General features: G+C 67.4%; 24 protein-coding genes and 1 pseudogene. 11 read left to right on the forward strand and 14 right to left on the reverse strand.

Features of this window, described 5'->3' with window-relative positions; genetic code table 11:
- Position 1: 1 nt before the first annotated feature.
- Positions 2 to 409 (forward strand): hypothetical protein, encoded by a 408-nt coding sequence (locus LXM88_RS33180; RefSeq protein WP_262543684.1) that lies wholly within the window; start codon positions 2 to 4, stop codon positions 407 to 409.
- 252 nt (positions 410 to 661) lie between these two features.
- Positions 662 to 997, forward strand: coding sequence for a hypothetical protein (locus LXM88_RS33185; protein WP_262543685.1), 336 nt, complete (start codon positions 662 to 664; stop codon positions 995 to 997).
- A gap of 126 nt (positions 998 to 1,123) precedes the next feature.
- Here the strand turns inward: LXM88_RS33185 and LXM88_RS33190 are convergent, their stop codons facing one another.
- The 5 genes from LXM88_RS33190 to LXM88_RS33210 form a co-directional block, all read right to left on the reverse strand.
- Positions 1,124 to 1,846: an HAD family hydrolase gene (locus tag LXM88_RS33190; protein ID WP_262547050.1), complete on the reverse strand. Its 723-nt coding sequence runs from the start codon at positions 1,844 to 1,846 to the stop codon at positions 1,124 to 1,126.
- Positions 1,847 to 1,869: 23 nt separating this feature from the next.
- Positions 1,870 to 2,841: an ornithine cyclodeaminase family protein gene (locus LXM88_RS33195; RefSeq protein ID WP_262543686.1), complete on the reverse strand. Its 972-nt coding sequence runs from the start codon at positions 2,839 to 2,841 to the stop codon at positions 1,870 to 1,872.
- A gap of 108 nt (positions 2,842 to 2,949) precedes the next feature.
- Positions 2,950 to 4,029: a DSD1 family PLP-dependent enzyme gene (locus LXM88_RS33200; RefSeq protein WP_412524177.1), complete on the reverse strand. Its 1,080-nt coding sequence runs from the start codon at positions 4,027 to 4,029 to the stop codon at positions 2,950 to 2,952.
- A 179-nt stretch (positions 4,030 to 4,208) separates the two neighbouring features.
- Positions 4,209 to 5,135 (reverse strand): LysR substrate-binding domain-containing protein, encoded by a 927-nt coding sequence (locus LXM88_RS33205; protein WP_262543689.1) that lies wholly within the window; start codon positions 5,133 to 5,135, stop codon positions 4,209 to 4,211.
- A gap of 197 nt (positions 5,136 to 5,332) precedes the next feature.
- Positions 5,333 to 6,247, reverse strand: coding sequence for an NAD(P)/FAD-dependent oxidoreductase (locus tag LXM88_RS33210; protein WP_262543690.1), 915 nt, complete (start codon positions 6,245 to 6,247; stop codon positions 5,333 to 5,335).
- 141 nt (positions 6,248 to 6,388) lie between these two features.
- On the opposite strand from LXM88_RS33210, the gene LXM88_RS33215 reads away from it, so the two are divergent.
- From LXM88_RS33215 to LXM88_RS33230, 4 genes are all read left to right on the forward strand, one after another.
- Positions 6,389 to 6,829, forward strand: a complete 441-nt coding sequence (locus LXM88_RS33215) for an Rrf2 family transcriptional regulator (RefSeq protein ID WP_065502838.1) — start codon at positions 6,389 to 6,391, stop codon at positions 6,827 to 6,829.
- Positions 6,830 to 7,065: 236 nt separating this feature from the next.
- Positions 7,066 to 7,653, forward strand: a complete 588-nt coding sequence (locus LXM88_RS33220) for a DUF2760 domain-containing protein (RefSeq protein ID WP_262543692.1) — start codon at positions 7,066 to 7,068, stop codon at positions 7,651 to 7,653.
- Complete coding sequence (locus LXM88_RS33225) at positions 7,650 to 9,491, forward strand: Hsp70 family protein (RefSeq protein WP_262543693.1); 1,842 nt, start codon at positions 7,650 to 7,652, stop codon at positions 9,489 to 9,491. Before LXM88_RS33220 ends, LXM88_RS33225 begins: the two co-directional genes overlap by 4 nt.
- Positions 9,492 to 9,496: 5 nt before the next feature.
- On the forward strand, positions 9,497 to 12,298 hold the full coding sequence (locus tag LXM88_RS33230) for an Hsp70 family protein (protein ID WP_262543694.1): 2,802 nt from the start codon (positions 9,497 to 9,499) through the stop codon (positions 12,296 to 12,298).
- A 133-nt stretch (positions 12,299 to 12,431) separates the two neighbouring features.
- On the opposite strand, the gene ctlX is transcribed toward LXM88_RS33230, so the two are convergent.
- Both ctlX and LXM88_RS33240 read right to left on the reverse strand, forming a co-directional pair.
- Complete coding sequence (gene ctlX / locus LXM88_RS33235) at positions 12,432 to 13,433, reverse strand: citrulline utilization hydrolase CtlX (protein ID WP_262543695.1); 1,002 nt, start codon at positions 13,431 to 13,433, stop codon at positions 12,432 to 12,434.
- Positions 13,434 to 13,492: 59 nt separating this feature from the next.
- Complete coding sequence (locus LXM88_RS33240) at positions 13,493 to 14,572, reverse strand: ornithine cyclodeaminase (protein WP_262543696.1); 1,080 nt, start codon at positions 14,570 to 14,572, stop codon at positions 13,493 to 13,495.
- Between the two features lie 295 nt (positions 14,573 to 14,867).
- Between LXM88_RS33240 and LXM88_RS33245 the strand changes: the two genes are divergently transcribed.
- The gene (locus tag LXM88_RS33245; protein ID WP_006753967.1) at positions 14,868 to 15,299 is read left to right on the forward strand and encodes an Lrp/AsnC family transcriptional regulator; all 432 of its coding nucleotides are present in this window, start codon (positions 14,868 to 14,870) and stop codon (positions 15,297 to 15,299) included.
- Positions 15,300 to 15,372: 73 nt separating this feature from the next.
- On the opposite strand, the gene LXM88_RS33250 is transcribed toward LXM88_RS33245, so the two are convergent.
- Complete coding sequence (locus LXM88_RS33250) at positions 15,373 to 16,296, reverse strand: LysR family transcriptional regulator (protein WP_262543701.1); 924 nt, start codon at positions 16,294 to 16,296, stop codon at positions 15,373 to 15,375.
- 255 nt (positions 16,297 to 16,551) lie between these two features.
- Here LXM88_RS33250 and LXM88_RS33255 point away from each other — a divergent pair, with 255 nt between their 5' ends.
- Complete coding sequence (locus tag LXM88_RS33255) at positions 16,552 to 17,403, forward strand: SDR family oxidoreductase (protein ID WP_262543702.1); 852 nt, start codon at positions 16,552 to 16,554, stop codon at positions 17,401 to 17,403.
- 7 nt (positions 17,404 to 17,410) lie between these two features.
- Here the strand turns inward: LXM88_RS33255 and LXM88_RS33260 are convergent.
- The 3 genes and pseudogenes from LXM88_RS33260 to LXM88_RS33270 form a co-directional block, all read right to left on the reverse strand.
- Positions 17,411 to 17,536: pseudogene (locus tag LXM88_RS33260) on the reverse strand (peroxidase-related enzyme); the annotation flags it as partial.
- A 152-nt stretch (positions 17,537 to 17,688) separates the two neighbouring features.
- Positions 17,689 to 19,110, reverse strand: a complete 1,422-nt coding sequence (locus LXM88_RS33265) for a sensor histidine kinase (RefSeq protein ID WP_262543703.1) — start codon at positions 19,108 to 19,110, stop codon at positions 17,689 to 17,691.
- Positions 19,097 to 19,762 carry a response regulator transcription factor gene (locus tag LXM88_RS33270; RefSeq protein ID WP_262543704.1) on the reverse strand — a complete coding sequence of 222 codons (666 nt, stop codon included), beginning with the start codon at positions 19,760 to 19,762 and terminating at the stop codon, positions 19,097 to 19,099. The genes LXM88_RS33265 and LXM88_RS33270 overlap by 14 nt, the downstream gene beginning before the upstream one ends.
- A gap of 238 nt (positions 19,763 to 20,000) precedes the next feature.
- Between LXM88_RS33270 and LXM88_RS33275 the strand changes: the two genes are divergently transcribed.
- Positions 20,001 to 21,017: an ABC transporter substrate-binding protein gene (locus tag LXM88_RS33275; RefSeq protein ID WP_262543705.1), complete on the forward strand. Its 1,017-nt coding sequence runs from the start codon at positions 20,001 to 20,003 to the stop codon at positions 21,015 to 21,017.
- 112 nt (positions 21,018 to 21,129) lie between these two features.
- Entirely contained in the window at positions 21,130 to 22,440 is a 1,311-nt protein-coding gene (locus tag LXM88_RS33280; protein WP_262543706.1) for an MFS transporter, read from the forward strand.
- 12 nt (positions 22,441 to 22,452) lie between these two features.
- Here the strand turns inward: LXM88_RS33280 and LXM88_RS33285 are convergent, their stop codons facing one another.
- The gene (locus tag LXM88_RS33285) at positions 22,453 to 23,136 is read right to left on the reverse strand and encodes a hypothetical protein (RefSeq protein WP_262543707.1); all 684 of its coding nucleotides are present in this window, start codon (positions 23,134 to 23,136) and stop codon (positions 22,453 to 22,455) included.
- Between the two features lie 132 nt (positions 23,137 to 23,268).
- Between LXM88_RS33285 and LXM88_RS33290 the strand changes: the two genes are divergently transcribed.
- Positions 23,269 to 23,544 (forward strand): hypothetical protein, encoded by a 276-nt coding sequence (locus tag LXM88_RS33290; RefSeq protein ID WP_318654696.1) that lies wholly within the window; start codon positions 23,269 to 23,271, stop codon positions 23,542 to 23,544.
- Between the two features lie 121 nt (positions 23,545 to 23,665).
- Here LXM88_RS33290 and LXM88_RS33295 read toward each other — a convergent pair whose 3' ends face one another.
- On the reverse strand, positions 23,666 to 25,453 hold the full coding sequence (locus LXM88_RS33295) for a sensor histidine kinase (RefSeq protein WP_262543709.1): 1,788 nt from the start codon (positions 25,451 to 25,453) through the stop codon (positions 23,666 to 23,668).
- A complete protein-coding gene (locus LXM88_RS33300; RefSeq protein ID WP_262543710.1) occupies positions 25,450 to 26,097 on the reverse strand; it encodes a response regulator in 648 nt (215 codons plus the stop codon). Before LXM88_RS33300 ends, LXM88_RS33295 begins: the two co-directional genes overlap by 4 nt.
- Between the last annotated feature and the right edge of the window lie 229 nt (positions 26,098 to 26,326).

Raw genomic sequence — 26,326 nt, forward strand, 5'->3', positions numbered from 1 at the left:
GATGTCATATTTTTTGATTTATTTTGAAAAAAAAAATTCAAATTCGAAGGAGTACGGTGATTTTTTATCTGTCGGAAAATTTTCTATTCCTTCGGAGATTTTTGGGGGGTGGGTGGATATATGTTATGAAGGTAAAAAAAGAACGGCGGCACTTGTTACAGATTGGAGCCGGCAGGCTGCAAACGATATATTCAGAAAGGAGGGGGAGGGTGCTAGGCAGCAGTTAATTGATTTTTTGGATGGAAGATTAAGAAATAAAAGCGTAGTAGCGTGCTTGGCCGGCTATATTGAAAATAACTCGGGTGCTTTGGCAGAAGTAGAGGTGGGGAGTTTGTTGAGGGTCGGTCAGATTGAGGAGTTGCTTGCAAGGCGCATCGACGTGGGGAAATGTGTGGAGATAGTTGTCTGATCAGCTTTCTGGTGAATCGAAGTTGCGTATTCAGTGCGCTACAAAGTGTGGAATAAAGCAAGGGCGCGATTAGCAAGGCTGCAAGAGTGGCCGGAATACGGATCCACTTCGTCCGCAGGGAGAGGCAGGAGAGGACGCTGGTCGAGGCGATCCGGTCGACGCCAAACTGACTGATTGGGCCAAATTGAGGGGAGGGGAAAATCACTCGGTTACGGATGAGGTTTTAAGAGAAGCTCCTGGTCGAGGGGGGTGATGGGTGTGGCTATTGATCTTTATTTGAAAGAATATGTTGAAAAATTGAGAATTTCAGTTGATGGGGTGGCTGGGATTGAGTCGTCAAAATCAGGGTTTTATAGAAATGAAGTGGGTGGGGTTGCATGTGTAAGCTTTTATCCGGAAGAGGTCGATCTGACGATTGAGATTGATGGTGATGATGATTTTTATTCGATGACTGTGGACTTGGTGAGGCAGAGTGGTGCCATCGTCATAGGAGATATTTTTAAGTTCAAGGGGAAAGGAGGGGGGCTGAGGTTGGGGCTTGATAATATCTTCTTTGATTTGGTTAAATTGATATCAAGCCATCTTTGATTGACGCGCATCGGGGATAGTGCAGTCGGATGCAGCTGAAGGCTCGCAGCGGATTGCAGACGCGAAGAACGCGGCATCAGTCATGCCGAACGACAAGATCGATAGAGCAATTCCGCTGGCATGCGGTCACGACACCTCGACAGTCCCGCCGAGCGCGCGACACAGCATCGACAAGTCGCTAATGGTGAGATGCGGCGACGTGGCGCGATGTACAACGCGCTCCACTTCCGGCTGATTATCACGCACCACCCATGCCGCCTGAAGTCCCGCATTCAATGCACCGACGATATCGAGGTGGAAGTCGTCCCCGACATGCAGCAATTCCGCCGGCCGCACGTCGAGCGCCGCCGCCGCCGCATGGAATATCTCGGGTTCCGGCTTCGCGATCCCGAACGCACGCGCGCTGAGCGTTTCCCGAAAGAATTCGCCGCCGCCGGTCAGCCGGAGGTCCGCGTTGCCGTTGGTCACCGCGATCAGCGGAAACCTGGCGCTCAGCCATTCCAGCGCCGGAAACGCGTCTTCATAGAACTCGACCCGGTTGCGCGCGGCATAGAAGACTTCGTACGCACGCTCGGTCAGCGCGACATCTTCGTTCGCGCGCTCCAGCGCAAGCCGGATCGATCCGATTCTCAACGCCCGATAGTCGCTGACGAGGTCCGGGCACAAACGTTCGTATTCCTCACGTAGCTCGCTCAGCGTCTGTTGCGTGGGCAGCACGCTCGCGGTATCGGGTGCGTGCTCGATCAGCCATGCGCGAAGCGCCGCTTCGGCTCGTGCGACGGACGGCCCGAACGGCCACAGGGTGTCGTCCAGGTCGAACGAGAGGGCAGATACTTTGGCGAGACGCATGGCGGTTGAAGAGGTGAAGTCGCTTACCACGGCCACGGAACGGAGATTCCTGTGCCGTTCTCGATGGCCTGCTCATACAGGAAACGCGCGACGGTCAGGTCCTGGAGCGCGAGTCCGGTCATGTCGAATACGGTGACGTCGCTCGGCGAGCGGTCGATCGACGCCGTTCCGGCGAGCAGGTCGCCGATTTCGGTGCGCGGCAGATCCGGCGCCCATTGGCACTCGCCGATGCTGCGCGCCTGATCGTGATCGTCCACGAAAATGCGCGCGCGTTCCAGCACGCCGGCCGGAATTTCACGCTTGCCCGCGGTGTCGGCGCCCACGCAAGTCAGATGGGTACCCGGCTGAACAGCATCCGCATCGAACAACGCACCACCGCCCGGTGTTGCCGTGATGACCACGTCGCTGCCGGCCACCGCGTCGTTCCGGTTGCGAGCGACGCGGATCGTGCATCGTTCGCGGAACGCCGACTCGAACACCGGATCCGGCTCGCCACTGACGTTCACGTACTGCACCGTGCAACGTTGCGGCAGCAGCCTGAGCGCGTATTCGAGCTGGACGCGCGCCTGCACGCCCGTGCCGAACACGCAGATTCGCGTGCTGTCGCGGCGCGCCAGCAGTTGCAGCCCGAGGCCGCCTGCGGCACCGGTCCGCGCGGTGGTGATCGCGTTGCCGTCCATGATGCAGAGCGGTCGGCCCGTGGCCGGATCGAACAGCGCGACGGTTGCCTGATGCGGCTCGCCGCCGCGGGTCCGGTTGCCGGGCCAGAACCCGGCCGCCTTGAACCCGAGCAGATCCTGGCTCGCGACGTCGCCGGACTTGATGCCGAATACGCCGCCGGTGTGCAGCTTCTCGCGGACCACCGGGAACACGCGTCCGGCCCGTTGGCTGTGCAGCACGAAGGCTTCGCGAACCGCAGCCATCACTTGCTCGGCCCGAAGGGCGGGCTCGACGGTATCGCGGTCGAGAAGAAGGAGTCGGGCGTCTGTCGGCATGTCGGGTCAGGCTTTCCGGCCCAAGGCGAATCGGGAAGGTTTAAAGTGTGTCCAGATTTAGACAAATAGTCAATGCATGGGCAGGATGGCTTCGACGCAGGGTGCCGCTCACCATCCGTAGAAGCGCGGCCACGCGTCTGCGGTGCCGTCTTCGCCGATAGCCTGATATTCGGGATGTTGCGCGCCGGTGGCGCACGCGTGATTCGGCAGGATGCGCAGGCGCGTTCCGATCGGAAACCGCTGCGCGATGCCCGTGTCGGGCGAGCCCGCGCGCGACACGATGCCGTGCTCCTGGTTCGCTGCGCTCACGACGTAGTCGCCGAGCACGTCGCCGTCTTCGGCGCAGACCTGCCCGTAGGCGAAATCGCGGGCCTGTCGCTGCGTTCCTCGGTCGCGGCTCATCGCCATCCAGCCCGCGTCGACGATTGCCCAGCCTTTCTCTTCCTGGTGTCCGATGACCGTGGTCAGCACCGACAGCGCGATCTCGGACAGCTCGCACACGCCGATGTTGTGCATGACGAGGTCGAACAGCACATACACGCCGGCGCGAACCTCGGTGACGCCGTCGAGGTTTTCCGCCGACAGGGCGGTAGGCGTCGAACCGATGCTGACGACCGGGCAGGGCAACCCGGCGGCCCTGAGGCGTTCCGCGGCGCGCACGGTGCGGCTGCGCTCCTGTTCGGCGATCGCCACCAGCGCGTCCCGCGTGTTGTAGTCGTAGCTGGAGCCGGCATGAGCCAGAACCCCGCCCAGCATCATCCCGCCGCCGACCAGTGCGCGGCCCACGTCGATCAGCAGGTCGTCTTCCGGCGGAATCCCCGAGCGATGGCCGTCGACGTCAACCTCGATCCAGACTTCGAAGCGCTCGCCATGCTCGCGCCCGAATTCGGCGATTGCGTGCGCGGCCTGCAGGCTGTCGGCGACGATCTTCAGGTCGCAGCCTTGCCGGCGCAGCGCAAGTGCCTGGCCCAGTTTCGTGGGCACCATGCCGACCGCATAGACGATGTCCCGGACGCCGCCCGCGAAGAACTGCTCGGCTTCCTTGAGCGTCGACACCGTGATGCCTTGCGCGCCCGCAGCGATCTGCGCGTCGACGACTTGCCGGCATTTGGTGGTCTTGACGTGCGGCCGGAACCTGACGCCGAGTGCGTCCAGATGCGTCTGCATGCGGTCGATGTTGCGGTGCATGCGGCCGACATCGATCAATGCGGCCGGGGTGTTGAGGGTTCGAATGTCCACGATGCGTTGCCTCGGAGTGTTGCCGACGCGAACACTGTAGGGCAACCGACGGTCACCGTGTTTAACGCGTGACTAATCCATCATTAAGCACGGTTTAATCGACCGAATCGCGCGGGCTGCGGTGCGGCTCATGCCTTGCCGCGCCACGGCGGCGGATCGAGGAACTGCCGCGCGGCTTCGAGAAAAACGCGTTGCCGCGCGGAGCGGCCGGTGCGCGACGGCAACAGCGCCGTCACCGGCGCGGGCGGCAGGCTCCAGCCGGGCAGCAACCGGACGAGCTTGCCGTTCGCCAGCAGCGGGGCGACGTCCCATTCCGAGCGCTCCACGATCCCGAGCCCGGCCAATGCCCAATCGGTGATGACGGTGCCGTCGTTGGAGGATAGCGCGCCCGTGACGCGGATCACGGTGGACCGCCGGGACTCGCGTCGACCGTCGCCGCTTGGCGAGAAGCGCCAGCGCGGAATGTCCTCGTCGTTTTCGCGCAGGCACAGGCAGTCGTATCGTGCGAGGTCGGAAGGATGATTCAGTTCCTTGATGCGACGCGCGTAGCCGGGGCTCGCACAGAGGAAGCGTTCGTTGGGCGCGAGCGGATAGCCGATCCACGAAGACGACTTGAGGCTGCCGACGTGCACGACCACGTCGGCCGCCGACGCGCTCGTCAGCGGGCTCTCCGACAGGTGGAGCGAAATTTCGAGCTTCGGATGTGCGCGTTGCACGTCGCGCACGATCCGCGCGACGTACTTGCGCCCGAAGCCGAACGGGGCGACGACGCGCAGCGTGCCTTGCACGTCGCCGTGGTCGCCCGAAATGCTGACGGGCAGCGCCTCCACGCGCTCGAGAATATCGACGGCTTCCTGGTACAGCCGTTGCCCCTCGTCGGTCAACGCGATCCCTTTCGGCTGCCGCACGGCGAGCCGTGCGCCCAATCGCGCCTCCATCCGCTGCAGGCGAATCGTGACCGCGGGCGGCGTGAGATCGAGCAGGCGCGCGGCAGCGGCCAATGAACGCGACGCGCCGATCGCGCGAACGAGTCGAAGGTCGTCGAGATCGAGCATTTCATGTCTCTTAATGCTGGCATTACCGAGCATTAAACCGCACATCACGCGACGAATCCATCGATGCGGCTGCGAATCGCGGCAAATGCGTGCGATGACGCGACCGTGTGCGAGCCCATGTCGGGTCCGACAGGTTGGCCTTTGTCACACGACGAAAGCGCCGCGCGTCGCGCCACACCCGGCTGCACGCATTCCCGTCAGTCGTGCAGCCCGAAAATCAACGACCGGTGCGCACCGACCCCCGCCGCCACCCCCGATGCCGACGCGAACGTCGCATTGGTCATCAGGCTCGATGCGTCGCCGGCGGCAAACACGCCGGCGACGCTCGTCTGCTTCCACGTGTCGACGCGAATCGCGGAGCCGAGCGGCCCTTCGTCGAACGCGCAACCGAGCTGCTGCGCGAGATCGCTCGTCATGACCGTGCGCGCGCCGACGAACAGCGCGTCGATCGGCACGACCTGCCCGTCGGCGAGCCGCAGCGCTTCGATACGCGGCGCATCGCCCAGGATCTCGACGACCGGCGATCGCTCGATGCGCACGCCGCGCGCATCGAGCAACGCGGCTTCTTCTTCATTCGCTTCGACGACGCCCTGCGTGAACCACGTCGTCGGGCCCCAGTCCGGAATCAGGATCGCCTGATGCACGGAAAACGGATGCGTGGCGAGCACGCCGAGCCGCTGGCCACTTACCTCGTACCCATGGCAATACGGACAGTGCAGCACGCTGATGCCCCAGCGTTCCGCGAGCCCCGGCAGCGCGGGCAACTCATCGCGGATGCCGGTCGCGAGAATCAGCCGGTCGGCGCTCGCGCGGCTGCCGTCCGACAGCGTCACGTGGAAGCGGCCGCCGGCATCGCGCTCGGCCGTGCGCACTTCGCCGTCGAGCCGCCGCACAGTCGGATACGCGTCCAGTTGCGTGACGGCTTCGGCAACGATCTGCGCGGGCGGCTTGCCGTCCTGCCCGAAAAACCCGTGCGCGTGTTCGGCAAAGCGGTTGCGCGGCCGGCCGGCGTCGATCACGAGCACGCGGCGTCGTGCGCGCGCCAGTTGCATCGCGGCCGACAGCCCCGCAAAGCTGCCGCCGACCACGATCACTTCATGATGGTTATGCATGCACCCGCTCCTTTTCTGAACCTGCGTGAATGACGGACGTGCTCCGATGGCGGCCAATTCATGAAACACGCGAAGTTGCATGATAGGGCGATGGTATCATTCATGCAACTTCAGAAGTTTCGAAAGAGGGGAGTCCCGCCCGTGAGAACCGACAGCCGTTTGTCGCGCATGCTGCATGCGCTGATCCACATGGACCAGGCCGACGGCCCGCTGACGTCGGAGACGATCGCGACGATGCTGGCCACGAATCCGGTCGTCGTGCGGCGCCTGCTCGGCGGCTTGCGCGACTGCGGCTACGTGCAGTCGGAGAAAGGGCACGGCGGCGGCTGGGTGCTGAGCGTCGCGCTCGACGACATCACGCTGCTCGACGTCTATCGCGCCGTGGGCGAGCCGCCGCTGTTCTCCGATCTGGTGCCCGAGGACGAGCCCGAATGCCTGGTCGAACAGGCCGTCAACGCGCACCTGTCGGCGACGCTTAAGGATGCCGAAGCGTCGCTGCTGGCGCGCTTCGGAGAAGTCACGCTCGGCATGCTGTCGCGCGATTTCGAAGCGAAGGCCGCGCTGCGGGGCTACACGCGCTGACGCGCCGCAGCATCCCGATCGATCGCGGCTGACCTGAGATCCGGCACGATCCGGCGCGGCCAAAACCGTCGTGCCGCGATGTTCTGTCCCCCAACTTCTGCCCGGTTCGCCCGCCACAGGGCAAAATACGGGTTTTCCGCACCCGCGAGGGCGCGTCCGAATCACGCGCCGGGCGGCGGCCGTGCGCCCAGGCAAGATCGCTCGCCGTGTCGCGAGCCCACAGGAGTCCAGACCCCATGCCCGAATCCAACCTGTCCTTCTTCGGCCGGCTGTCGCTTGCCGTCGGCACGTTCTTCTCCGTGCTCGGCAACCGCGAGTTCGCGGCCGGCGTGCTGCGCGTGCGCGACGGCGCCCCGGCGCCGGTCGCGCCGGCACCCGCGGCCGCACCGGCCCCGGCGGCTGCACCCGCACCCGTGAAGGCCCCGGTGCCCGAATTGCGCGAAGCGAGCCCGCAGGCCGCGCTGCAACTGCTCGGCCTGCTGCAGCGCGATGCGCGCTTCATCGACTTCGTCGAGGAAGACATCGCCGGCTACGCGGACGCCGACATCGGCGCGGCCGCGCGCCTCGTGCACGACGGCTGCCGCGCTGCGCTGCGCGAACACTTCACGATCGTGCCGGTGCGCGACGAAGCAGAAGGCAGCCGCGTGACGCTGCCGGCCGGTTTCGACGCAACGGCCGTGCGCGTGACGGGCAACGTGGTCGGCTTGGCGCCGTTCACGGGCACGGTCAGCCATCGCGGCTGGCGCGTCGCCGACGTGCGCCTGCCGAAGCTGACGGGCAGCCACGACGCATCGGTGGTCGCACCGGCGGAGGTGGAACTGTGAGCGATCCGCGCTATTCGATCGGTATCGACCTCGGTACGACCCACTGCGCGCTGTCGTACGTCGACAGCGCCGCAAGCGACGGCGAAACCATCACGCAGCAGGTGCTGCCGATCGCGCAGCTCACCGCGCCCGGTGCGCTGGAGTCGCGCGACCTGCTGCCGTCGTTCCTCTATCTGCCGCATGAAAGCGAACTGACGCAGGGCGACCTGACGCTGCCGTGGACGGCCTCGCGCGGCTTCGCGGTCGGCGAGATGGCGCGCACCCGGGGCGCCGGCACGCCGATCCGCCTCGTGTCGAGCGCGAAGAGCTGGCTGTGCCACCCCGGCGTCGATCGCCGCGCGGCGATCCTGCCGAGCGACGCGCCGCCCGAAGTGTCGCGCGTGTCGCCGCTGGAAAGCTCGATCCGCTACCTGACGCACCTGCGCGAAGCGTGGGACCACGCGCATCCGGATGCGCCGTTCGCCGACCAGGACGTGACGGTGACGATCCCCGCATCGTTCGATCCTGCCGCGCGCGAACTGACGGCCGAGGCCGCACGCGCCGCCGGCTACTCGCGGATGACGCTGCTCGAGGAGCCGCAGGCCGCGCTGTACAGCTGGATCCAGAAGAGCGCAGGCGGCTGGCGCAAGCAGGTGCAGGTCGGCGACCTGATCCTGTGCGTCGACGTCGGCGGCGGCACGACCGACCTGTCGCTGATCGCGGTGGTCGAGCGCGACGGCAATCTCGAGCTGCATCGCGTGGCGGTCGGCGAGCACATCCTGCTCGGCGGCGACAACATGGACCTCGCGCTCGCGCACATCGTCGCGCGCAAGCTCGCGCAGCAGGGCACGCAGGCCGATCCGTGGCAACTGCGCGCGCTCACGTACGCATGCCGTGCCGCGAAGGAAACGCTGCTGTCCGACCCGACGACCGACGCGGTCCCGCTCGTCGTGCCGAGCCGCGGCTCGAAGCTGATCGGCGGTTCGATCCGCACGGAGCTCACGCGCGCGGAACTCACGCAGACGATCCTCGAAGGCTTCTTCCCGCAGGTCGATGCGGCCGCGCGGCCGGTGAGCCGCGCGCGCGTCGGCCTGACGCAGCTCGGCCTGCCGTATGCGCAGGACGCGGGCATCACGCGCCATCTCGCGGCGTTCCTCGGCCGCCAGGTCGCGGCGCTCGACACGCTCGAAGGCGTGCAGCGCACGCTGCCGCAGGGCGCGACGTTCCTGCATCCGACGGCCGTGCTGTTCAACGGTGGCGTGTTCAAGTCGGCGCTGCTCACGCAGCGCGTGCTCGATACGCTCAATGGCTGGCTCGCCGCCGAAGGCGCGCCGCCCGCGCGCCTGCTCGAAGGCGCCGATCTCGATCTCGCGGTCGCGCGTGGCGCGGCGTACTACGGCTTCGTGAAGCGCGGCCGCGGCGTGCGCATTCGCGGCGGCACGGCGCGCGCGTACTACGTCGCGATCGAATCGGCGATGCCCGCGGTGCCGGGGCTCGAACCGCCGGTGCAGGCGCTGTGCGTCGCGCCGTTCGGGATGGAGGAAGGCTCGGACGCGGCGCTGCCGCCGCAGGAGTTCGGCCTCGTCGTCGGCGAACCGGTGCAGTTCCGCTTCTTCGGTTCGTCGGTGCGCCGCCAGGACCAGGTCGGCACGCTGCTCGACTACTGGTCGGCGGAAGAACTGCAGGAGCTCGAGGAAATCCAGGCGACGCTGCCCGCGGAAGGCCGTACCGTCGGCGAGATCGTGCCGGTGAAGCTGCATGCGCGCGTGACCGAAGCCGGTACGCTCGAACTCGAGGCGATCCCGAGCGGCACGAACGAGCGCTGGAAGGTCGAGTTCGACGTGCGCGGCGCCGCCTGAGCGCGATGAAGCGCTATACGGTCGGCATCGACCTCGGCACGAGCAATACGGTCGTCGCATACGTCGAGGCCGGCTCCGACGCGATCCGCGTGTTCGACGTCGAGCAACTCGTCGGCCCCGGCGCGGTGGCCGCGCAGCCGCTGCTGCCGTCGGTGCGCTATCACCCGGCGGCGGGTGAGCTCGCGGCGGACGCGTTGAGGTTGCCGTGGCAGGCGGCCGGCGCGCGCGACGCGGCCGCCCGTTCGGGCGGCGGCCGTGACGGCGGGTCAGCCGGTCGCGACGGCGGCGCTGGTGACGCGTTGCCGGCCGTGATCGGCCGTTATGCGCGCACGCTCGGCGCGCAGGTGCCGGGCCGGCTCGTGTCGAGCGCGAAGAGCTGGCTGTCGCACGCGTCGGTCGACCGGCTCGCGGCGATCCTGCCGTGGGGCGCGGCCGACGGCGTCGACAAGGTGTCGCCGGTCGACGCGAGCGCGAGCTATCTCGCGCATGTGCGCGACGCGTGGGACGCCCGTTTTCCCGATGCGCCGCTCGCGAAGCAGGACGTGATCCTGACGGTGCCCGCGTCGTTCGACGACGGCGCGCGCGCGTTGACGGTCGAGGCCGCGCGGCGCGCGAAGCTGCCCGCGCTGCGGCTGCTGGAAGAACCGCAGGCCGCGTTCTACGACTGGCTGTACGGGCAGCGCGAGACGTTGCGCGATACGTTCGCCGACGCGCGGCGCGTGCTGATCTGCGACGTCGGCGGCGGCACGACCGACCTCACGCTCGTCGATGTCGCATCGGGCGACGACGGCGAACCGACCTTTACGCGCGTCGGCGTCGGCAATCACCTGATGCTCGGCGGCGACAACATGGACCTCGCGCTCGCGCGCCTGGTCGAGACGCGGCTGACCGAGCCCGGCACGCGGCTGTCGGCCGCGAGCCTGTCGCAGCTCGTCGAGCGCTGCCGTGCCGCGAAGGAGCGGCTGCTCGGCGACGACGCACCGGCGTCCGTCACCGTGACGCTGCTCGGCGCGGGCAGCAAGCTCGTCGGCGGCGCGCGCTCGGCCGAGCTGACACGGCAGGAAGTCGAACAGATCGTCGTCGACGGTTTCTTTCCGCAGGTCGACGCAGGCGAATTGCCGCGCCGCGCGCGGGCCGCGATCGTCGAATTCGGGTTGCCGTATGCGAGCGACCCGGCGGTCACGCGGCACGTCGCCGCGTTCCTCAACCGTCATGCCGAAGGCCCGCTGCCCGACACGCTGTTGCTCAACGGCGGCGTGTTTCGCGCGGGCGCGCTCGCCGGCCGTCTCGCGCAGACGCTCGGCGCGTGGCGCGGCGCGCCGCTCGACGTGCTGCACAACGCGCATCCGGACGTGGCGGTCGCGCGCGGCGCGGTGGCCTACGGGCTCGCGCGCGCCGGGCATGCGCCGCGCATCGGCGGCGGTTCCGCGCGCAGCTATTTCCTCGTACTCGACGACGGTGCCGGCGACGCGGCCGCGCGCGGCGTCTGCCTGCTGCCGCGCGGTGCGGAAGAGGGCCGCGAGATCCGGCTCGAGGATCGTACGTTCGCGCTGCAGCTCGGGCAGCCGGTGCGTTTCCACCTCGTGTCGACGGTGGCCGACACCGCGTACCGGCCCGGCGATCTCGTCGAACTCGACGGCGGCGATTTCGTGCGGCTGCCGCCGATCGCGACGGTCGTCGAGCGGCAGGCCGGCAGCGATGCGCGCGAAACACCGGTGAAGCTCACCGCGTCGCTGACCGAGGTCGGTACGCTCGAAATGCATTGCATCGCGACCGACGACGCGGCGCGCCGCTGGCGGCTCGAATTCCAGTTGCGCGGCGATGCGCCGGCGCACGGCGACGACGACGCATCTGCACGCCATCCGCGTCTCGACCACGCGATCGAGCTGATCGAGCGCTCGTTCGGCAGCAAGGCCGCGGACGTCACGCCGAAGGACACGCGCCGGCTGCGTGCTCAGCTCGAACAAGTACTCGGCGCACGCGAAGAATGGGACGTCGCGCTCGCGCGCGAACTGTTCGACGCGTTGCTTGCGCGGGCGCGGCGGCGCCGACGCTCGGCCGATCACGAACGCGCGTGGCTGAACCTCGCCGGTTATTGCCTGCGTCCGGGCTTCGGCCATCCGCTCGACGCATGGCGCATCGAGCAGCTGTGGCCGCTGTTCGACGACGGGATTCAATACGTGAACGACGGGCAGGTGTGGTCCGAGTGGTGGACGCTGTGGCGGCGCGTGGCCGGCGGCCTCGACGACGATGCGCAGACGCAGGTGCGCGACGCGATCGCATTCCTCGAACCGTCCGACGACAAGCGGCGCAAGCTGCCGTTCGATCCGGGCAAGGTCGGCCCGGCCGACATGACGCGATTGTCCGCATCGCTCGAACGGCTGCCCGTCGAGCGCAAGGTCGAGCTGGCCGAGCGCCTGATCGCACAATTGCAGAAGCCGGCCGAGCGTGCGCTGTGTGCGTGGGCGCTCGGGCGCATCGGTGCGCGCCGGCCGTTCTACGGCAGCGCGCACAGTGTCGTGCCTGCGGAAGTCGCCAAGGGCTGGCTCGATGCGCTGTTCGCGCTCGACTGGAAGCAGGTCGAGCCGGCCGCGTTCGCGGCCGCGCAGATTGCACGGATGACCGGCGACCGTTCACGCGACCTGCCGGACGATACGCGCGACGCGGTGATCAAGCGTCTGTCGGCCGCGAACGCGTCCACCGCGTGGATCGACATGGTGCGCGAAGCGATCGCGTTCGACGAAGCCGACACGGTGCGCGTGTTCGGCGAGACGCTGCCGGCCGGATTGAAGCTGCTGGCCGGGTGAGCGGCATGGTGTGCTCCGGTATCGTTCGGATGCCGGAGCATTTCGCGGCGTTGCCGATTCAAATCCCTTCGAATACGAGAACGGCTGCCGATGCATCGCATCGGCAGCCGTTTTAGCTTTGCCAGCCTGTAGGTCAGATCTGCGGCGCCGTCTCGCGTAACGATGCGGCCGATGCCACGGCAATCGTCTCCGGCGCCGCCGCCCGCCGCGCGAGATGAATCCCCGCGAGCATGCAGCGCACCGACCCGCCGGCCAGTTCGATCGTCGGCACGTCGAGCGGCAACAGCCGCGCGGAGCGCTCGATCGTCGCGCGCTGGTCAGGCGTGAGGCAATCGAACGCACGCCGCGACAGCGCGAGCACGCGCCCGTTTGTTCCCGACAATTCCAGCGCATTGCCCGCGAAGTTCGCGATCTGCGACTGATCGAGCGCGATCACCGTGCGTCCCGTTTCGGTCAGGCGTTGCGCGATCTCGCCGCGGCGCCGGCTGTCGGCAATCAGGTCGAGGCCGACCATCGCGAACTCCGTCGCGACGCTCATCATCACGTTCGTGTGATAGATCGGGCGCCCGTCGGCATCGGCTGTATCGAAGCAGATCGGCTCGAAATTGAAGTGCGTGCAGAAGCGTTCGAGCGCGACCGGATCGGCGCGGCGCGAACGCGCTGTGTACGCGATCCGCGCGACGTGGTCGAGCACCATCGCACCGGTGCCTTCGAGGAACACGTCGTCGTATTCAAGGCCCGAGTAGTCGATCACGTCCTGCACGCGATACTCGGCCTTCAGCATCTCGACGATGTCCGCGCGCCGTTCGCGGCGGCGGTTCGGACTGTGCATCGGATACAGCGCGACGTGGCCGCCCGGATGCGTCGAGAACCAGTTGTTCGGGAACACGGAGTCGGGCGTGTCGCGTTCGCCGTGGTCGTCGAACACGTGCACGCGCACGCCCGCATCGGCGAGCGTTTGCGCGGCGGCCGTGACTTCGTCGCGTGCGGCGGCCGACACCGACGACGTGTCGGCAGCGCTGCCGCCGGCCGTGCGCTGGAACGCGTTGTCGGCCGCGGTCTGCGGATTCGGCAGGAAGCGATGCGGCCGGACCATCACGACGGCGGCCGGCGCCTGGATCGATACGAGATTCATTGAAGGCAGGAGCGAAAGGCAGGGAGCCGGGCGGCACACGGGCCGCCCGCGGATGACGGTCAGCGCGCGAACGCGGCGACGGCTTCGGTCACGAACGCCGCGTGACCCTGCGCAATCGCAGCCGGGTCGTCGATCAGTGCGAACAGGTTCTTCGGGTCGACGGCCGGCGGAATCAGCGCAATCTCGACGCCTGCGTTGTGCTGCTGCGCGAGCGCATACAGGTAGCGCAGCGCCGAATAATCCTCGAGCGCGAAACCGACCGAGTCGAACACCGTGACTTCGTCCGCGCGTTCGCGGCCGGTCGTTTCGCGCTGCAGCACGCGCCACAGTTCGGTGACGGGGAAGTCGGCCGGCATCTGCTGGATCTCGCCCTCGATGCGCGACTGCGGCTCGAATTCGACGAACACGCGGCCCGCGCGCAGCACGCCCGCTTCGAGTTCGGTCTTGCCGGGGCAATCGCCGCCGACCGCGTTCAGGTGCATGCCGGGCTCGATCATGTCGGCCGTGACGATCGTCGCGTACGCCTTGTCGGCGGTGACGGTCGTCACGATGTCGGCGCCGCGCACGGCGTCGGCGGTCGACGCGGCACGCACGACGCGCAATTCAGGGTACGCGGCGAGGTTCTGCACGAGCTTGTCGGTCGCGAGCGGATCGACATCGAACACGCGGATTTCGTCGATGCCGAGCAGCGTGTGGAACGCGATCGCCTGGAATTCGCTCTGCGCGCCGTTGCCGATCAGCGCCATCGTGCGCGAGTCGGGCCGTGCGAGCACCTGCGCGGCGAGCACCGACGTGGCGGCCGTGCGCAGCGCGGTCGTCAGCGTGAGTTCGGCGAGCAGCAGCGGGTAGCCGGTGTCGACTTCGGCGAGCGCGCCGAATGCCATCACCGTGTGCATCCCGCGCGCCGCGTTGACGGGGTGGCCGTTCACGTACTTGAACGCGAACAGCGACGCGTTCGCGACGGGCATCAGTTCGATCACGCCGTCGCGCGAGTGGCACGCGACGCGCGGCGACTTGTCGAAATCGGCCCACTGCAGGTAATCGGCGCGCAGCGTGTCGACGAGTTCGCGCAGGAACGTCGTGACGCCGGTTTTGGCGATCAGTCGGGCGGTGGCGGGAACGTCGAGGAAGCGAGTCATCGGTCTGTCTCCATTGTCTTTGCCGGTACGGGTGTCCTGGCATTCCGGTCGACCGGGCGGTGCTTCGGCGCGGGCGCGGGCTTGCTGAAAAGCGGCGGCGCGGCATATCCGGCCGGTCGATGGAGTCATTATTTCCGGGAGTCGAGCCAACAAAAAGACGGCAAAAGTGGCAGATTTATCGATAGACTTGCCAAAATGCCAGCCATATCCGGCAATTTGTCAGGTTCGCGCTGGTCGGAATGCGCAGCCTCCGGCACGCTGGCGGCCGGTTCACGCTCAACAGGAAAGCCCGCTCATGATCACGCTCGACGACGTCGACCGGCAGCTCATTGCGCTGCTGCGCGACAACGCGCGACTGCCCGTCGTCGCACTGGCGAAGGAATTGCGCGTTGCGCGCGCGACCGTGCAGAACCGGCTGACGCGGCTGGAGAAAAACGGCGTGATCGTCGGTTATACGGTGCGGCTCAAGCCGGCGGCCGAACGGCACCGGATCCGCGCGCTGATGTCGATCGCGGTGCAGGGCAATCGCGGCGCGGAAGTGGTGAAGGTGCTGCGCGGGCATCCGAACGTCGCGTCGATCCACAGCACCAACGGCCGCTGGGATCTCGTCGCCGAGCTGCATGCCGATTCGCTCGAGCATTTCGATCGCGTGCTCGGCGCGATCCGGCTGATCGACGGGATTGCGAGTACCGAGACCAGCATTCTGTTGTCGACGCACAAGGCGTAACGCGCGGCGGCCCGCGTCGGGAAGCCCGGCAGGAAGCAACCGCGCGTGACGGGCCGGCGCCTGTCGATACTCGTCAACCGAACGTGTCGACGCGCGCCCGCCAGTCGCTTCGCGAAAACGACTCCGTCAGAAACTCGACGAATGCACGCACCTTCGGCGGCGTGAGGCGCGCATGCGCGTAGTACACGTAGATCGTGCCGGCCATCGCCGGATAGCGCGTGAGCACGCGCACGAGCCGGCCTTCGTCCAAATGCGGCAGCACATGATGTGCTCCGAGCCGCGCGAGCCCCATGCCTGCCACGGCCGCATCGCAGATCGCATCCAGATCGGTCAGCACGACGCGTCCGTCGATCGGGACCGTCACCGTTTCGTTATCCACCGTGAACGCCCAGTCGTGCACGCGGCCCGTCGTCGCGGAGCGCAACCGGATGCAATCGTGGCGCGCCAGCTCGGCGAGCGTCGCCGGTTCGCCGTGCTTCGCCAGATACGCGGGGGAGGCGACCGTCAGCAACCGGATCGGCACCAGCTCGCGCGCGACGACGTTTGCGTCGTCCTCGACGCCCGAGCCGATCGCGGCGTCGAAGCCTTCCTTCACCAGATCGACGTGGCGGTTCTCGAGGCTCCAGTCGAGCCGGAGGTCCGGGTAGCGTTCGAGAAACGCCGGCATCAGCGGCAACACGTACTGGCGCCCGAACCCCGGCGCGATGCTGATGCGCAGCGTGCCGGCGGGGCGTGCGTCGCGCTCGGTCAGCGTCGCCATCGCCTGGCTCAGCGCGCTGGCCGCCGCTGACGTTTCGGCGTACAGCCTTTCGCCGGCCTCCGTCAGCGTGAGGCTGCGCGTCGTGCGGCGGAACAGCCGCGTGCCGAGGCTGCGCTCCAGTTTCGCGACATGCTTGCTGACCGCCGCAGGCGTGACGCCCAGCCGGCTGGCCGCCGCGGAGAAGCTGCCGGCTTCGACGGTGCGGAGAAAGCTTTCCAGCACACGCAGATCGTTCATGACGATTCGATCGAAATCGTTGAAATTGATTCGACGCATTATGGACTATTCGGCATGAATGGGCGCGACTAGGATGATGTCCGTCGTGTCGTGTTCCGCACACGAGCAGCGCATCGCCACCTACCCGTGACGAACGCGAACGCGCGCGGAGCCGCTTCCGGACCAGCGCGGCAGCAATGCCGGCTTCGTATATCGAGGCGGTCGTCGCGGTCCGGCAATACGGCGCGTTTTCCATTTGCGATCAGGAGATACATCATGTCCCACACCATTCTCGTAACTGGCGCGACCGGGAACATCGGGCGCGAACTCGTCGCGCAACTGAAGGCGGCCGGCGCGAATGTGATCGCCAGCTCGAACAGCGGCAGGGCGGTCGAAGGCGTCGAAACGCGTCGCGCGGATCTCGCCGACGCCGCGAGCCTGGCACATGCGTTCCGGGGCATCGACACGCTGTTCCTGCTGCTGCCGCTGCAGGCCGACATGGTGACGCTGGCCGGCAATGCGGTTGCGGCGGCCAGGGCAGCCGGCGTCACGCATATCGTCCGCTCGTCGGGCGCGGGCGCCGATGCCGCGTCGTCGATCGCGATCGGGCGCGTGCAAGGCGAGATCGACCGGCTCGTGATGGAGTCGGGCATTGCCTACACGATCACGCGGCCCAACTGCTTCATGCAGAACTTCGTGACGTACTACGCGGGCATGATTCGCGACGGCGCGCTGTATCTGCCGCAGGGCGACGGGAAGGTGTCGTTCGTCGACGTGCGCGACATCGCCGCCGTCGATGCGACGATCCTGCAGCACCCGGCCGATCATGCCGGCCGGATCTACGAGCTGACGGGCGGCGAAGCACTGTCGAACGCCGATGTGGCCGCACGGATCGGCGCGGCGCTCGGGCGCAAGGTCGAGTACGTGCCGGTGACGGACGATGCGGCGATCGAATCCATGCGCGCCGCAGGTGCCGACGCGTGGTCGATCGATACGCTGATGAGCCTGAACCGGATGATCGCGGCCGGCGAGGCGGCAGCCGTCAGCACCGACGTGCAGGCGTTGCTCGGCCGGGCGCCGATCGCGTTCGAGCGGTTCGTTGCGGATTACGCCGGAAGCTGGCGCTGAGCGGCCGCTCCGGAAACACGGGTGCGCCTGTTGTCAGCATCAACCGGTTCACCCACGCGAAGATTGCGACCGCATGCGACAGGTCGAGAATTTCGTCATGCGTCATTCCTTCGGCTTCGAGCGTGGTGATGTCGATAAGTTGTGCCGGCTGTTCTGCACCGTCAGTATCACGAACTGGACCGGCTGGTAGTGCGGCACGCGGAGCACGATGCCGTTGCTGCCGACGACGAAAGCGATGATTGACGGCTGCAACTCACCGGTATTCGAGCACCCGATTACGCCCGCCTACGCTGCGTCCGCACCGATCGCCGCCGCCCGCGGAAACGTCAACACCACCGCAAACCCGCCCGCATCGGGAAACGCGAACCCGATGCGCCCGCCGTGCGCCTTCATCACTTCCTGCACGATCGCGAGCCCGAGGCCCGATCCCGTGCGCCGCTCGCTGCCATCCGGCGCGATTCGCACGAACGGCTGCAATGCGGCGTCCCAGTGCTCGCGCGGAATCCCCCGTCCGTTGTCGGTGACGGTCAGCGTGACCGCGTCGTCGGCGTTGCCCGTGGTCGCGACGGATACGACGAGGTCGTCCGCATGACCGTGCAGCAACGCGTTGTGCAGCACGTTCGACAGCGCTTCCTGCAGGCTGATCGCATCGCCGTCGATCCACGCCAGCGGCGCGTCGCTCGCGAACGCGACCGCAACATCGCGCTCGCCCGCGAGCGGAATCGTGCGACCGAGCACGTCCTTCGCGAGCGCGACGAGTTCGACCGGTTGCAGCGGCACGGCCTCGGAGCGATGGATCACCATCGCGTGATTGAGCAACTGGCCCGTCAGGCGGCCGACGTCCGCGCTGGTCGCGCGCAGCGCGTCGAGGCGTGCCGCATGGCGCGCGGGATCGGACTCGCCGCCGAGCAGCTCGATCTGTGCGTCGAGCCGCGCGAGCGGCGTGCGCATCTGGTGCGCGGCGTCGGCGATGAAACGCTGCATCGCGTTGATGCGCTCGGCCAGGCGGTGTATCAATCCGTTGATCGACCCGATGATCGCGTCGATCTCGCTCGGCGTGTCGACGGCCACCGGCCGCAGGTCGGCCGGGTCGCGTGCGGCGATGATCGTGCCGATCTGCGCGAGCGGGCGCAGGCCGCGCCGGATCGCGAGGCCGCTTGCGCCGATCGCGAGCACGCTCATCAGCAGGATCAGCGTCCACACCTTGATGCTCATGTCGTTCGTGAGCTGCTGGCGCGCGTGGGTGGTTTGCGCAACGGTCACGAGCGCCCAGCCCGGCGTGTTTTCCTCGGGCATGTAGCGTGCGATGGTCGCCGTGCGGATCCGGTGCCCCTGGTAGACGGCGTTCGCGAACGCGGGGCCCTGTTTCGCGGCGGCGAGCGTCGCGGGGCTCGCGAGATCGTTGTAGCCGGCCACGACGATGCCGCGCGAATCGACGACCTTGTAGTAGACGAGGTCGTAGCGCGACAGCGTCGACAGCGCGGCCACCGGCGGATTCAGCGCGAGCACGCCGCCTTGCACGTAAAGGTTCTCCGCGACCTGGATCGACGCGCCGGCGAGCAACTGGTCGTACGCGCGTTCGGCCGCGACGCCCGCGTAGTAGCGCGCGATCGCCGCGAGCGCCAGCGCGCCGGTCGCGACGACGAGCGCGATGAAGAGCAGCGTGCGTCCGAACAGCGTCTTCGGGAACCAGTCAATGCGCGGCAATCTGATACCCCATCCCGCGCGCGGTGCGGATCTCGACCGAGCTGCCCTGCAGCTTCCTGCGCACGCGCGTCACGTACTGCTCGACCGCGTTCGCGGTCGGCTCGTTGCCGAAGCTGAACAGCTGGTTCAGCAGTTCTTCCTTCGAGAAGATCCGTTGCGGGCGGCTCGCGAGGATTTCGAGCAGCGCGAATTCCTGGCGCGACAGCGACAGCGGCTGGCCGTCGAGTTCCGCGAGGCGGCTGCTGCGATCGATCACGAGGCCGCCGAGCGTCAGCACGTCGTTCGCGTGGCCGCTGTTGCGGCGCAGGAGCGCCTGCACGCGCGCGTCGAGCTCGCGGTAGTCGAACGGCTTCACCAGATAGTCGTCGGCGCCGAGGCCGAGGCCGCTCACGCGGTCGTCGATCGCCGAGCGCGCGGTGACGAGCAGCACGGGCGTCGTGCTGCCCGATGCGCGCAGGTTGCGCAGCACCGCAAAACCGTCCATGCCGGGCAGGTTCGCGTCGAGCACGACGAGGTCGAAACGCTCGACGCGCAACAGCCCGTTCGCGGTCGCGCCGTCGGTTTCGAGATCGGCCGCGTGGCCGAGCCGCGCCAGGCGGCTGCGGATCGCCGCGCCGATTTCGGCATCGTCCTCCACGACGAGAATGCGCATGGTGCCGTTTTGCAGATGGGTGGATTAGGGGTTTTCCCGGGGCCGGGATGTCAGCATTTTCTCAGACTCGGTCGATAACCTGTGTCGAGCCGGAAGCAGCAAGCAAGGACGGCATTAATACCAGAAATATTCAAGGAGACGGCAACATGCAGCAAGTCACGGGCACGACGCACGCGCGGTGCAGCGCGACGCCGGCCCCCGCGTGGCCGTTTGCGCGCCGTCGCACGGCGGCTTGCGCATGACGACGTCGCTGCGCCGCCGCGCATTGATCGCCGCCGGGCTCGGCGTGCTCGCCGCGCCGTCGCTCGTGCGCGCGAAGCCGCGCACCGTGCGGATCTCGAAAGGCTATGGCGTGCTGTACCTGCCGCTGCTCGTGATGGAGAAACAGCGGCTGTTCGAACGGCACGCGGCGCGGCACGGCGTGCGCGACGTCGCGGTCGACTGGGTGCTGCTCGATGGCGGCAATTCCGTCAACGACGCGATGATGGCCGGCACGCTCGATTTCGCGGGCGCCGGCGCACCGGGCTTCATCGAGCTGTGGGCGCGGGCGCGCGGCATTCCGAATGTCGAGGTGATCGGCATCAGCGGGCTGTCGACCACGTCGCTGTCGCTGAACGCGAATCGTCCGGGCCTCACGTCGCTGCGCGACTTCACGCCGTCCGACCGGATCGCGGTGCCCGGCATCCGCACGTCGCTGTCGGCCGTCGTGCTGCAGATGATCGCGAGCCGGCAGCTCGGCCACGCGCATTTCGCGCAGCTCGATTCGATTACCGTGAACCTGCCGCATCCGCAGGCGATGCAGGCGCTGATCCGCCGCGAGAACGGCGTCACCGCGCACTTCACGTCGCCGCCGTTCTCGACGCTCGAGTTGCGGCAGCCGGGCATCCACCGCGTCGTGAGCTCGGTCGACGTGCTCGGTCCGATGACGCTCGACGTCGTGTTCGCGCCGAAGCGGCTCGTCGATACGGAGCCCGCGCTGGCCGCCGCGTTTCTCGGCGCGCTCGACGAAGCGAACCGCCTGATCGCGCAGGACCCGCGCGCGGCGGCCGCGCTCTATGCGGCGTCGTCGGGCGTCGGCGTGTCGCACGACGACGTGATGCGGATGCTCGCCGCGCCCGACACGCGCTTCTCGGTGCGGCCGAACCAGCTGATGGACTACGTCGAATTCCTGTACCTGGCCGGCACGATCAAGGCAAAGCCGCGCGCATGGCACGAGATGTTCGCGCCGATGCTCGACGACTACCGGTCGGGTTGAGCGCCGCTGGCCGCCCACGAACGACCTTCATCGAAATACGCCGCGCCCGTGCCTTCATTGCGCGCGGCGCCGAACCAACCGACACGCAACCGTTTCACGCAAGGAGCCCGTAGTGAACGCTACCGAAACCCTGGACCCCGCGTCCGCCGAAGAACAGCGCATCATGTCGAAGATGGCGCGGCGCCTGCTGCCCATTCTCGTCGTGATGTTCCTGATCGCGTTCATCGACCGGCAGAACGTCGGCTTCGCGAAGCTGCAGATGGTGCACAGCCTCGGGATGACGGAGGCTGCGTTCGGGCTCGCGTCGTCGCTGTTCTTCATCGGCTACCTGCTGTTCGAGGTGCCGAGCACGCTCGCGCTGCATCGCTATGGCGCACGCGTGTGGCTCGCGCGGATCATGCTGACGTGGGGCCTCATTACGGTGCTGATGGGCTTCACGACGTCGATGCCCGCGTTCTGCTCGCTGCGTTTCCTGCTCGGCATCGCCGAGGCCGGTTTCTATCCGGGCGTGATCTACTACCTGACGCTGTGGTTCCCGCAGAGCTACCGCGCGAAGGTGCTCGGCATCTTCACGCTCGGCAGCGCGCTCGCGAACATGCTCGGCTCGCTGGTCGGCGGCGTGCTGCTGAGCCTGAACGGCGTGTGGGGGCTGGCGGGCTGGCAGTGGGTGTTCATTGCAACGGGCATCCCGGCGGTGATCGTCGCGATCGTCGTGTTCCGCGTGCTGCCCGCATCGTTCCGCGACGCGCCGTTCCTCGACGAGCGCGAGAAGCAGATCGTCGCGGCCGCGCTGGAACGCGAGAAGCCCGCGCAGGCCGAGCACGGTCAACCGTGGAAGGCGCTGCTCGATCCGCGCGTGATGCTGTTCGCGGCGACCTACATGCTGATGTCGACGTCGCTGTACGGCGTCACGTACTGGCTGCCGACGCTCGTGAAATCGTTCGGCGTATCGAGCAGCACGAACGGCTTCCTGAGCATGCTGCCGTGGGCGCTCGCGGTGCTGCTGCTGGTGTGGCTGCCGGCGAAGCTGCGTCGCGCGAAGAGCATCCTGCGCACGATCGCGATCGTCGCGGCGCTTGGCGCGCTCGGCTTCCTGCTGAGCCTCGTGCTGCCGTCGACGCCGCTGCGCTTCATCGCGCTCGTGCTCGGCGGCGCATGCATCCCGCTGCTGTATCCGTGCTTCTGGTCGATGCCGCCGCGTTATTTCACCGGCGCGCGTGCGGCGGCAAGCGTCGCGGCGATCAACTCGATCGGCAACCTCGGCGGCTTCTTCAGCCAGAACCTGATGCCGTTCGCCGGCAAGGTGACGGGCACCGCGTTCGGGCCGATGATCGTGCCGATCGTGTGCCTCGCGCTGCTCGGGATCGGCGCGCTGGTCGCGTGGACGCGGTCGGAGCGGGGGATGGTGGCGGCGCGGGTGTGACGGCGGGCGGCGTCACCGCATCGACATCCGGTTCCCGACGATCTTGAAGTTGGTCGATACGTGCGCGTTGTTCGACAGCAGGAACTTGAGCGCGTCGATGTCCGGCGCGGTCGTCGAAAAGCGGTTCCCGCCGTCGAATATGAAGTCCCACGTGATGATGCCGCGGCTGTATTCGGGCATGTCCACGTGGATCTCCTTCAGCGACGCAAGCGGATACGCGCGCTCGTGCCAGTCGAACAGGTGCCGCACGTAGAGATGATCCTGCGTCACGATTTCGTAGCGTCGCAGGAACGGCATCGCGACGACGAGGAGCACGGCGGTGAAGATCAGCAACGAGCGCGCCCCGCGCCACAGGACGGCGCGGGCCGAGGGGCGGCCGGGCACCATGACGCGGTATCGCGCGTAGATCGGTGGCACGATGATCGCCATGCCGAACCACCAGATGATCGCGATGAACCCGAGCGGCACATTCATGAACGGCACCGAAAAGGCGCCGACGAAGCTGGTCGGGAAATCCAGGAGCCGCGCGGTCGACACGAACCCGAGTCCGATGTAGCTGCCGGCCGGATGCGGGATGAACAGGGTTGTCGTCAGCGCCTGCAGCGCGAGCAGGACGGGCCAGCACAGCAGCGACGCCGCAAGCCAGCCGGCCGCGACGGCGCAGAAGCCGAGTACGTAGGTGAGGATGGTTTTCATCGTGGTGAAGGGGAGGTCCGGTCGGCCGGCGCGTTGGCACGTGCAGGGCGGCGACGCATTGTAGCGTCGTGCCGAGGCCGGTGCGGCTATGTTGCCAAGGGACGGCGGCAAGCGCGCAGGACCATGCGGAAAATGCATCGCGATCAGCAGGCCGACTCTTTGCGCATCGTGCTGATGCGCTACCATGCGCTGCATATGTGGCGTATGGAGCGTGCAATGAAAATCACGACGTTGAATATGTTTCGCGATAGCATTGAGCGCCGACGCGTGCAGCGCGAGTTTGTCGCGCGTGGCGTGGCATCGCGCGACGAGGCGCGGCGGACCGGCGAATACATCGATGCTGCAAACGTTCAGGCAGAACTCGAGCGCATGCTGAAAGCGGCACGCGCGACAAAAGCGGTCGAGTAAGCCATCGGGACGGCGATACGTGCATCGCGGCACAAGTCACGATCCTCGCCGTCCGCCATCAACGGGAAGACGACTACCACTGACCGCGCCAGCGACACGGCGCCACCTCATTCGGCCGACCCTACCCGCGCGAAACCCCATCCCCGCCATGCGCAACCGCCACCGGCGCATGCGACAGCGGAATATCCACCTCGACCGTCGTACCCTCGCCGAGCGTCGTCGTGATCTGCAGCGTGCCGCCGACGAGATACGCGCGCTCGCGCAAACCGACCAGCCCGAACGAGCCCGACTTGCGCGGTACACCGGGATCGAATCCCGCACCGTCGTCGCGAATCGTCAGCGCGATCGCATCGTCCCCGTGCACGAGCTCGACGTCCGCATGCGACGCGGCCGCGTGCCGCGCGATGTTCGCGAGCGCTTCCTGCGCGATGCGGAACACGGCCGTCGCATACGGTTCGTCGAGCTGCAGCTCGGTCGGCTCGACGTGCAGCTCGCACGCAATCCCGTGACGGTGCCTGAAATCCTCCACGAGCCATTGCATCGCCGCGGCGAAGCCGAGATCGTCGAGCATCAGCGGGCGCAGGTCCGACGCGATGCGCCGTGTCGCAGCCACCGCGCCGCGTGCCATCGTGTGCATCGTCGCGATCTTGCGCGCAAGCGGTGCGTCGTCCTGCGGCACGTGGTCGCTCAGCCATTCGAGATCGTTCTTCAGCGTCGCGAGCGTCTGCGCGAGTTCGTCGTGCAGCTCGCGCGCGATGCGGCGCTGCTCGGCTTCGCGCGCGGTCGCGCTGATCGCGGCGATCTCGCGCAGCTCCTCGCGTGACACCTGCAGCGCACGCTCGGCGCGCACGCGCTCCTCGACTTCGCGTCGCAGGTCGCGGTTCGACGCGCTCAGTTGCGCGGTGCGCGCGGCAACGCGCTGTTCGAGCCGTTCGTTCGCCTCGTTCAACTGCGCGCTCTTCTGCGCGACGAGCAGATGCTGGTAGCGCGCGCCGGCCAGCGCGCGCACCGTCTGCGCATGCAGCCGGCCGTTCTCGAACAGCATCGCGGACAGCACGACGGCCGACGCGACGAGTCCGTACGCGCGGCCCGCGTAGAAGCCGAGATCGAAGCGCCCGTGATTCAGCATCGACGACAGCGCGATGTCGAACAGCCAAGCGACGAGCACGGTCATCACCCACAGGTCGAGCTCCGAATGGTCGCGCCGCTGCCGCCACATCAGCATCAGCGCGACCAGGTTCAGCCCCCAGACGACCGTGATCGCGTTCGTCATCGGCGCGGCCATCCGGTTGCCGTGCATGATGCGCGGCAGCAGGTCGTGGCCGGCGGTCGCGAGCACCGTGAGCGCGACCGTCGCGCCGACCGCCACGGCGATGCAGAGCGCCACGGGAATCGCCGCGCGGCGCTGCGGGGCCGGGATCGGGCGTGCGCGCGATGCGGTGCGCAGCAGCGCATAGGCGGCGACCGCCAGCGGAAAGCCGCCGTGCCAGAACAGGTACAGCCACGCGGTGGTCTGTTCGCCGGCGCCGAGCAGGCCGGTCGGCGCGAACAGCCCCGGAAAGGTCAGCATGTGCGTGCCGGCCATGAAGGCTGTAAACAGGTAGCCGCCTGCGAGCACGAGCAGCGATTTCTCGCGCAGGATCGCGTACTGGCCGAGCAGGAGGCCGGCCGTCACCATGTCGTTGACGACGATCGCCGACTGGTACACGGGGATGAACGCCCAGCCCGGTGCGAGCGGCATGCCCGCGAACGGCGCGAGCGCGGCGAAGATCGCGGCCGACACGAGCACGGTCGCGATCGCGAACCGCCGCTCGCGCGGGCCCGGCGGCAGCGACGACATGAACAGGCGCGACGTGTCCGGATCGGCGTCGTCAGGGGGCGTGGGCGGGAAGCGGATGGCGGCCGTCATGCGTCGTCGATGCCGGGGACGAGATCGTGGCGCACCGCGTAGCGGACCAGCGCGGCTTCGTGTGGCAGTTCCATCTTGTCGAGGATCCGTGTCTTGTACGTGCTGACCGTCTTCGCGCTCAGCGCGAGTTCGGACGCGATCTGCGTGACGGTCTGGCCCGCGACGATGCGGTGCATCACGTCGAGCTCACGCGCGGACAGCCGTTCGTGCGGCAGCATGTCGGCTGGCGCGCGCAGCGTGCGCGCGAGGCTTTCGGCCGCCGACAGGCTCACGTAGACGCCGCCCGCCGCGACCTTGCCGACGGCCTCGACGAGCTCGGCAGCCGCGCTGTCCTTCGTCAGGTAGCCGGTTGCACCGGCCTTGAACGCGCGCGCCGCGTACTGCGCCTCGGCGTGCATCGTCAGCACGAGCGTGTGCAGCGACGGCGCGTGGCGCTTGACCAGCCGGATCAGCTCGATGCCGGTCGGCGCGGGCATCGACAGGTCGAGCAGCAGCACGTCGGCGACGGCGCGTTCGGCCAGCGCGAGCGTGGCCGAGCCGTCGCTCGCCTCGCCGACAATGTCGAAACCGCCGGCCATCTCCAGGATGTGACGCAGTCCGTCCCGCATGACTGCGTGATCGTCAGCCAGAATTACCCTGATCATTTTCCAGCGATCCTCTTCGGGATGACGCCGCGGATCCTGCCGTCCGGTTGTCGCCGCGACTGTTCTTCTGACCAATATATTCCGCCGAATCCCAAAGCGATACACATCCGGGAAATTTTCGAGATAGTCGATCGCGGACTGTGTACTGAATCGAAATAATCGACGGAAAAGGGTACGGCTTGCGAGACAGGGTATTCCCTGATGCCTGCCGCGCCCGGGGCGGGCCGGC

Source organism: Burkholderia sp. S-53 (assembly GCF_025560745.1).
Lineage (GTDB): Bacteria > Pseudomonadota > Gammaproteobacteria > Burkholderiales > Burkholderiaceae > Burkholderia > Burkholderia pyrrocinia.